The organism is Bacillus mycoides (assembly GCF_001757995.1).
In the GTDB taxonomy this organism is placed as follows: domain Bacteria; phylum Bacillota; class Bacilli; order Bacillales; family Bacillaceae_G; genus Bacillus_A; species Bacillus_A mycoides_B.
In genome coordinates, this window is record NZ_LXLV01000042.1 from 1 (window position 1) to 9091 (window position 9091).

The window sequence follows — 9091 nt, forward strand, 5'->3', positions numbered from 1 at the left end:
AGAATATATATAGCTTATTTACAATAAAAAAACAGAAAATTCATGATATAATATACCTAATAATATCCATAATTAGGAAAATGAATATTAGGAGGGAATTTATGCAACTACTTGTTGGACGAAAAATAATTAATTATAAAACAATAGACAAGCTGTTTCTAACTTTAATTTTACTATCTGGTACTTTAGCTTTTAGCAACGGTCAATATTTATATGTTACATTCTTCTTATTAGGGATTATGTTTATATATAGAAGCATAAGAGATTTGTATTTAAATGTTTCATATATAATTATTGGTCTTGAGTTAGTAGTAGGTGTATTTCTAGCCATATATATGGCAGTTAATTATTTAGTTGCTTAGATGAAAATATAAAAAAGAATACCTGTGTAAGGATAATAAAGTTGTTTAATTTGAGAAGCGAATAATATAAATATGCCCTCTAAAGATTTCTTTTAGCTAACTTTAATTCATCGTTTAATGGAATCCCATCATTCCCGATTAATGGAATAGAAGGCTTTATTTTTCGTGCTTCATTAACAGCATTAGGAATAATAGAAATAATTCGATAACCTCTTTTTTGATAAAACTTCAAAGCATTTAAATTATCATTTGTCATTACTAAATTTACTTCCCTGAATCCCTCCTGTTTCGCTATGTTTTCAACTTTTTCCATCAATGCCGAACCAATACCTTTTCCTTCTTGAATACTATCCAACGAAATAACTTCAACTTCATTCTCTTTTATCACATATGTAATTAAACCATTAATCTGATTATATTCTTCAAAGATGAAACCATCTAATGCATCGCACTGAAACATACCTGAAGAAATCACCATTTCTGAGCTTCCCCAATGCTCTTTAAAAAATGAAATTACCTTTTTTCTATTATCATTAGTTATTGGATTAATCCCCATTATAATTCCCTCTCTTTTTTTCCTTTTTCTTAACTATACAAATATCTGAATATTATTACTTTAATTATATAAGATAAAGGAAAGAGATGATATAAAATTCTAATTCGAACCATCTTTTTTATATTAATGAATTGTCTTTTTGTTTACAGGCTTCTTGGCCATTTTGTTTATAGTGTTTTGAATGTATACTTTTGTTACTGATTTTGCTAAAAATAGATAAAGTCGAATAAGATTAATGAAATCAATATTTTGAATGTATACTAATGGGTAAAAGTTTACATTGAAGTTTTGAATCATTTATAGCTAATTTTGTAATAAATTTCTCAATATTGATATAGATGTTAAATATGGGTTTTATATAAAAAATTAACAAAAAATATAATATCATAAAAATTATGATGGTTTGTGTCACTTGTTTTTCCCTTATGTTAAAGATAAGATCGTGCTCGTCGATCTTATCTTTTTTATTTGTAGATTTTTGATACAAAAAAAGAATCCTTATAATAAGGGTCACGATATCATTCTGGGAAAATTGTACGCTAAGGACTACAAAATCTTATACTTACAGTATTTTTAAAGATAAATACATGTCCACCAAGCTAAGATTTTGAAGTAACCCCTAAATGAAAATTCTCTTTTTCTACAGTTTGCTATTTTGAGAATTCAGCTCATTTTTTCTTTTTGGGGTGTTTACTTTTCTTAAGTTGATGGGCATGTTGCCTTACCCCTACTAGATATAAGATTTGTGGCGAAAAATCCATTTCAGCTTTATATCATCTGCATCTCATCTTTACAGGATCCAATTATATTTGTACTTGTAACACATATTAAAACAAGGAAAAGAGGAAATAATATGGCAAAATTTAATGCAAAATTATTAACGACACTAGGTATTTCAACAGCATTATTAGTAGGAGCTGGTAGTACCTATGCAGCTCAAAAAGAAAAAAATGATTCAGTAACAACAAAAGCCTCAACTGAAAATGTTTCGGTAGAAAAAACAATAAAAGCACCAACTTCTGAAGAAATTGAATCAGTATTACAAGGAGAACCTACACCTCCAAGTATTAAAGTAGAAGGTTTATTTTCTACAAATGGGAAGCCTGATTATACTGCTGATTTCTATTTAAACGATGCAAAACTATTTTCTTTATTAAAAATTAGCGCAACAGATTTAAAACAAGAATTAGCTAAAGGTAAAACTGTTGTAGAGATTGCGGCAGATAAAAATGTTTCTAAACAACAAGTGATTGATGTGATTTCAAACACACAGATTGACGTACAAATTGAAGGTGAACAAAATGGAGAAACTCCTAAAAGCAACCGTTCAAAGGAAGAAGTGTTAAAGGATATTGAGCCCAACGTATTACAAGTTATTGAGCATAAAACAGAAACACCGTGGAAGTAGTAAGCGTTTTGGTGCAAAAAAGAATAAAATGCATATATTCCTAAGGGACTTGTATCTTATGCTACAAGTTCAAACAATTGATGGGTGAATTCTTTTTGGGGTACAGCCGAGATACATGTAATTTTGAGTCATAGGCTTACTTTAATTTCCAAACAGACTTAAAATCGGGGTTTTCTCTATTATTTTTGAACTTATTATCATACATCCTAATCATACAATCGGGATGAGGTGTTTTCAGTAGCTAACTAATGGATGATTAGGGTTAACCCATAATAGACAAATTACTTAATAAAAATAGACGAAACTATATTTATAAGCTCCATAAATTCCACCTGGAAATAAAAGTAAGCCTATGACCTATTTTTACACGTATCTCGGTCGAACCCCTTTTTGATTTTGGACAGACTGGTACCGTAAATCAATCTGTTCTTTTTTAAAATACTAGTATCAGTATATCCAAGTTTAGGAGATTACTTGCAAGAGGCTTTGTTTTTTTGCATCAGAGCCATCAATTCTTCATTGTACGTTTAGATACACGTAATGATTATCAAACGCAACTGGTATTTAACATGGACCATGTACATTTCTTTGATGCTGAAGCACAACTACGTATTAAGTGAAATAGTATCTTTTTGCACCAGAACTCACCAGATTATTTCGGAAATTTTGTACATTTAGAAACAAACGAACCTATTCTTTTTATGTTAAGGAAAAGGTAAAGATACCATCAAAATAAATGAAAAAAGTGTAGAACCTCCGTTCTACACTTTTTTCTGTAAATAGAAATAAAACAACACGCCATCAACTGTATTATGGACCCCATACTCAGCTCCATGAAGTTCTAAAATATTTTTTGAAATGGCAAGTCCAAGACCTGTTCCACCTTGTGAGCGTTGACGAGCTGTATCAACCCGGTAAAAACGATCCCAAATTTTATCTAATTGATCTTCTTCAATATGGGCACCTTTATTTTCGATACAAACTTTTATGCGACTTGGCTCATCTATTGTAGAAATAATAATATTTTCTTTTTCTGGCGTGTAACGAATAGCATTTGTGATAAAGTTTGTGAGTACTTGTTCTATACGATGGTAATTTGCAATGACTTCAATTGCAGAAAGATGTGTGTGAACATGTAATTGCTTTTTTGTTATCTCCATAGATAATTGTTCACAAATATGCTGAATGGCTTGGTCAATATAAAAAACATCCATCTGCATTTTATACGTACCAGATTCAAATTTTGCTAACTCAAGCATATCTACAATTAACATATCCATCTTATCCACTTCTTTTTCCATTGCCTTAAAGTAATACTCTTTCTTATGACTTGCAACACCATCTTTTAAAATAGAAATACAACTTTTCATAATACTTAGAGGAGTCTTTAACTCATGCGATACTCCTGAAATAAATTCTTTTCTTGTATGTTCCAATTGTTTTTCTTTCTCTATGTCTCGCTGTAACTGCTCAATATGTGAATGTAATGTATTTGAAAGTAAATTAATATTTTGAGATAAATCACCAATTTCATCTTTTGACATGACTGGAACCCTTTCCGAGAAATCTAAGTTTGCAATTTTTTGGGTTGTCTTGTTTATTTGTAATAAGGGCCTTGCAATCTTTTTTGAATAGTAAAAAGAAGCTATAAAAATAAGAAGCAACACAAACATAATAATATAGACATAATACTCTTGTATCATTTGTACAGCTTCATCAACTGGCTGCAACGAAGTCATTGAAAAAATGTATGTTATAGCACCGCTTTTATCCTTTATCGGTTTTATTATGAGCTTATATTTAATATCATTCTGCTCATAATCGATTTCTTGTAATGAATCATAGTTAGTATTCTTTTCATTTAGCAATAAGTCTGCCTGAAACTCTTGTATCTTTTCCATAAACAATGTATTTGTATAAATAAAATTCGATTGTTCCTTCTCATCTAAAAGTTGAACCTTTGTAATTTTTCCTTCCAGAATTTTTTTAGGTGATTTTTCTTCATATTCTTTTCTATATTCAGATTCCTCTTTTTCAAGTTTATATTTATATTTAAGTTTTTCCATAAGTTCACTTGTTTTTTTATCTATTGACACATTTACCAAATTAGGAGTTTTCGTTCTGAAGAATAAAAGATATGGAATAAATTCAGCATTTTTTTCTATACCATGCAAAGTAACTGTTTCTCCTAAAGGGAATTTTTCATTTGAAATATCCCTAGCATGATTGTCCTCAACCTTGAAATTATACAGCGGTATGGTAATTGTAGAATTAGCAAATTGGTTTTCTTTATTTTTAGGTTGATTTAATGTTACTTCTATATAAAATTCATTTACATTCTTTAAATTCCCATTACTATCTAATGTTGTAATCCATGTATTATGCTCTCGATAGAAATCTTGTTCTAATTTTTGAATGGTTTGTGAATTTCCGTTACTATTTAGATAATCTATTTCAAAAGATCTCATGTTTGTTTTGATGTCATCCACTTTTTTATTCGCATAAAATTGTTTAAAGAATATTGTTTGTCCAGCAAAAATGGTTGCCAAGATCAACATACATAGCAGTGTTGTTAACATAAATAATTTTAATACAATTCCTGTTTTCATACCTTATCCTCCAATATACAAACGGCTCGAACAATGATTATAACACTCTTAGATTTATCTCCCCATTTATTTCGCAATTTACAAATATCACTATTTACTATGCGATCATCACCAACAAATTCATAGCCCTATATTAATATGTCAAATTCTGTATGATTCAGGTTAATGCCTTTTCCTTCTATTATGGCTATAGGTAATAGGAAGTGTACATGAATACCAGTATTAGATAATATATAATTGAATAATTCTTTTTAAACAATCAGAATGTCGAATGATTGTTTCGTTCTTGCTAGTAAGAATGGGGGATATAAGGTTTTGTTGACCCTTAACTTAAATCCGAGTAACGTATCAGCTTCATCAAAGCGAGTCGTCAACGTAATGATAGGATCATTTGATATCTTACGGATTCGTCGATAAACAGACCAACCATCTGTTCTGGATAACATGATATCAAAAATAACTAAATGAAATTCGTTTTCTTCAAATAAAAACAATACTTCCTTCTCTTCTATTGCTTCTACTACTTCATATCCTAACTTTAATTAAAATGACTACTGAATAAGAAAAGCCAAATTGTTCTTGATTATCAAGAACAATTTGGCTTTTCTTATTCGGACTGTAAAAAACTCACCCCGAGAAATACACTTCATTTTTTAAAATCGATTTATTTTTTTCCTTCTTTAATATTAATATTTGCTTGTTTATAAAAGGCTAATTTGTTCTGATTATACTCTTTCGTGTATGTATTAAAACTATCTTGATCTGAATGAATTTGTTCATAAGACTGATTGACCGTTTTTACTTTCTCCTCAATTGATTTAAGTTTTTCATCTTTTGCTTGTAGCATTTTGTACAGTTCTTGTTCTAATTGTAATGAGTTTTTATAGTCATCATGCAATTTCTTGAAAGATTTAGCACGATTTTTATACATATCTTGAACTTTTTCAGCCTGTTCTTGTAATTTCTTATCTTCTAATTTTTTTATATATTTATCAACAGACTTCACTTCATTTTGTGCATTTTCTAAGGTAGCCTTCTCTTTCTCTAATACTTTTTCACGATCATTTATGTTTGTTACAGCTTGATCTAACTTTTCTTTCACTACTTGATTGTTCTCTTTTCCTTCAAGTGTAATTTGAGTATATAACTCTTGTCCTTGCTTTTCTAATTCTGCTAATTTTTTCGTATCTTCATACATTGTCTTTTCTTGCTTTGCAGCATTTTCAAATGCTACATACAAATTTGCTTCTGGTTTTTGTCCTAAACAGCCTGACAACAAGGTTACAGATAGGGCTGTTATAAGGGCTAGTTTTCTATATATCAACTGCAATTCCTCCTACTTAGATGCGATCATCTTTCCAAAAATTTAATGGGAAATGAGAGGCTTCATCATACACTTCAAATTCATAACCTTTACTACGAAGATTATCAATAATTTTTTGCAATGCCTGAACTGTTTGTGATTTTTCATGCATTAAAATTACTTCGCGATTTTTACCAACCTGAGAAATTGTTTTTTGAACCACAGCATCTGGATTTCCCGGGAACGTATAATCCAATGAATCTACTGTCCAGTCCCATTCCTTCATTCCGACATTTACCATTTTATCTCGTAATTCCTGTTTAAGTCCGGGCATACTCCCATATGGACAACGAACAAGATTTGGATGAATTCCAGTTACTTCTTTCATGATATTCTGCGCTTGTTGCATTTCCTCAACAAATTTCCCTTGCGTATACAGTTTCCCAAAATTGTGTGTCATACTATGAACACCGGGATAGTGCCCTTCATTTACTAAGCGTATTACGCTTTCTTTATGAGCTGGAATATTTCCACCAATCATAAAGAAAGTTCCTTTTATATTATTGCTCTTCAAAATATCTAAAATTTCTTTTTGAAATTGACTTGGTCCATCATCAAATGTTAAATATGCTACTTTCCGAACCTGACCATTATATTTATCGGGTGCTGTTTTTTTTATTTCTCCTTTTGTTTGCTCACTTGCCAGTTGAACAGTATTTTCTTGGTTCATTACCCCTTTGGCAGGTGATGTGAAGAATTGAAACATAAAAATTCCTAGTGTGATACAAGCAACTATTGATATAATCACCGTTGTTTTTAGTCCTTTTGCAAACATTCTAGTATGTCCTTTCTAGTAACCTTTAGTTATATATTTTCCACTGAATAAATTTATCCAGTAAAATTGAAATTTTTAATTATATACTGAACTTTATTTTTGGTTTAGTAGTTTAATTTAACTAGACTACTATTTTTTAAGATATTCTATAACACCATTAACAATTCCAGAGGCTATATCTGTTTGGAATTGTTTTGAATTCATTCGTTCCTCCGTGTCCTGGATCTATGATTATAACTTTTTCTGAATTTCAATTTTTATTAAGATTTCCTTTTAATTTTGGACCTAATAAAAAATAAACTGATACAAAACCTATAAATATCAGGATAAGATATAAAATTATTTTTTTTCAAAAAAAACCCTTCCTAGGTCAACTTATTTTTAGTGAATATGTTAACAATTTATAGACTTGGTTAAACCGTGAGTGTTATAAAACCCCTACAAATATAAAAATGCATGCGGTATATTGATAAAATTCTCTTTGGTTAACCTTCTGAAATTCTGTCATACCTTTTGGGTACGACTATATGATAAAAGTTTAATGTAAAGATAAAGTGCAGATAACATGCAGATAACATGCATTTTTTAAAGATTGTTATCTGGGGTACCGCCAGCATTTTTCAAAATGCTGACGATAACCCTTTTAGAATTTAATGTAAACTAATGGCTAAAAGTTTACATTCGGATTTCGAATCATTTATAGCTAATTTTGTAATAAATTTCTCAATATAGATATACTTGTTAATTATGGTTTTAATATTCAAAATTGACAAAAATTAAAGTATATTAAAAATATGATGGTTATCCCTTATGTTTACTCCTTGTGCTGAAGATAAGATCGTGTTCCCCGATCTTATCTTTTTTTATTTGTGGATCTTTGATACAAATAATAGAATCCTTATTAGGCCCCACCATATAAAGTAAAAAAGAGATAAGAACACTGTTTAAGGTGTTTTATCTCTTTTTGAATCTACACTCTTAATCCCACGTAAAATTACCACTTATTTTAATGGGATTACAGATTACTCTTCAACAGGAATTATAGATGCCTTACCATAAATATATTGAAAAAGAAAAAGCTATAGTTTAAATTTTTATAAATCTTCATCATTTTCAGAATCATCATATTCTAAGATATCTCCAGGTTGACAATTTAAAACCCTACAAATTGCATTAAGTGTAGAAAAGCGAATAGCTTTTACTTTACCTGTTTTTAAATTGGATAAATTGACTACAGATATTCCCACAGCATCGGCTAATTCCCCCAATTGCATTTTCCTATCTGCTAATACCCTATCCAATCGTGTAATAATAGCCATAAAATAGCACCTCTCGTAAAACTTATAAAGTAGAATCGTATTCTTCTTGCAAATATGCACCATATTTAAAAATATGAGACAAAAATAAAAGAAGAAACCCCATTATCATCATTTCAAAATTAAACTTAAGAGAAATTACGGTTTCAGACAATTGAAGTGTCCTTACAAGTAAAAAATCCCAAATATTACCTAGCAATCCGATGATTAAACTATAAATAATAACCCCATACGCCAAGTATTGGATGTGTTTAATACAACTTTTAGAAAAGGGTTGTTTATTTCTTGTAAACTGTAAAATTCTTTTTATCTGTAAAGTGATAAATAATAATACTATTAGGATTACTTCAACTATTATACAAGCATTTATCATCAATGTCCTAATTTTTGTATGTTGAATATGATTTATATCAATTTCATAAGAAGAATGGTAAGAGTGTAAATAAAAAGTACCTCCTTTTGTAGTCAAAATGTCAAGTAAGGTATGGGGATGAACTAATATCCCTCCAATCATCATACCTAGAACCAGAAGCATCCCAATAATTACTATCCAATAAAAAATGTTAAATAAAATTTGAAACAATTTTATTGTTTTTTCAAAACCAATAAAATACTTAACTTGATTCATATTTTTCACTCCATTTCTTTTTTATTAATATAGCACCATTTTCATTGTTTTTCATCTGTCTCTTATACAATCTG

The 9091-nt window shown here is 29.6% G+C and carries 7 protein-coding genes and 2 pseudogenes; 2 read left to right on the forward strand and 7 right to left on the reverse strand.

The annotated features are described in order from the left end of the window. Positions 1-101: 101 nt before the first annotated feature. Entirely contained in the window at positions 102-362 is a 261-nt protein-coding gene (locus BWGOE10_RS15245; protein WP_070144208.1) for a hypothetical protein, read from the forward strand. A 79-nt stretch (positions 363-441) separates the two neighbouring features. Here the strand turns inward: BWGOE10_RS15245 and BWGOE10_RS15250 are convergent, their stop codons facing one another. Further along, positions 442-918, reverse strand: a complete 477-nt coding sequence (locus tag BWGOE10_RS15250) for a GNAT family N-acetyltransferase (protein WP_070144209.1) — start codon at positions 916-918, stop codon at positions 442-444. Between the two features lie 1054 nt (positions 919-1972). On the opposite strand from BWGOE10_RS15250, the pseudogene BWGOE10_RS33470 reads away from it, so the two are divergent. Then, a pseudogene (locus BWGOE10_RS33470) lies at positions 1973-2326 on the forward strand (hypothetical protein); the annotation flags it as partial. 761 nt (positions 2327-3087) lie between these two features. Here BWGOE10_RS33470 and BWGOE10_RS15260 read toward each other — a convergent pair. From BWGOE10_RS15260 to BWGOE10_RS15285, 6 genes and pseudogenes are all read right to left on the reverse strand, one after another. Next, positions 3088-4935: a sensor histidine kinase gene (locus BWGOE10_RS15260; protein ID WP_070144211.1), complete on the reverse strand. Its 1848-nt coding sequence runs from the start codon at positions 4933-4935 to the stop codon at positions 3088-3090. A gap of 251 nt (positions 4936-5186) precedes the next feature. Continuing rightward, positions 5187-5459, reverse strand: a pseudogene (locus tag BWGOE10_RS33475) (response regulator); the annotation flags it as partial. A 140-nt stretch (positions 5460-5599) separates the two neighbouring features. Next, complete coding sequence (locus BWGOE10_RS15270) at positions 5600-6259, reverse strand: YkyA family protein (RefSeq protein WP_070144212.1); 660 nt, start codon at positions 6257-6259, stop codon at positions 5600-5602. 16 nt (positions 6260-6275) lie between these two features. Continuing rightward, on the reverse strand, positions 6276-7073 hold the full coding sequence (locus BWGOE10_RS15275; RefSeq protein WP_070144213.1) for a peptidoglycan-N-acetylglucosamine deacetylase: 798 nt from the start codon (positions 7071-7073) through the stop codon (positions 6276-6278). A gap of 1094 nt (positions 7074-8167) precedes the next feature. Then, on the reverse strand, positions 8168-8392 hold the full coding sequence (locus BWGOE10_RS15280; RefSeq protein ID WP_070144214.1) for a helix-turn-helix domain-containing protein: 225 nt from the start codon (positions 8390-8392) through the stop codon (positions 8168-8170). 22 nt (positions 8393-8414) lie between these two features. Next, a complete protein-coding gene (locus tag BWGOE10_RS15285; protein WP_070144215.1) occupies positions 8415-9017 on the reverse strand; it encodes a DUF2975 domain-containing protein in 603 nt (200 codons plus the stop codon). Positions 9018-9091 lie beyond the last annotated feature (74 nt).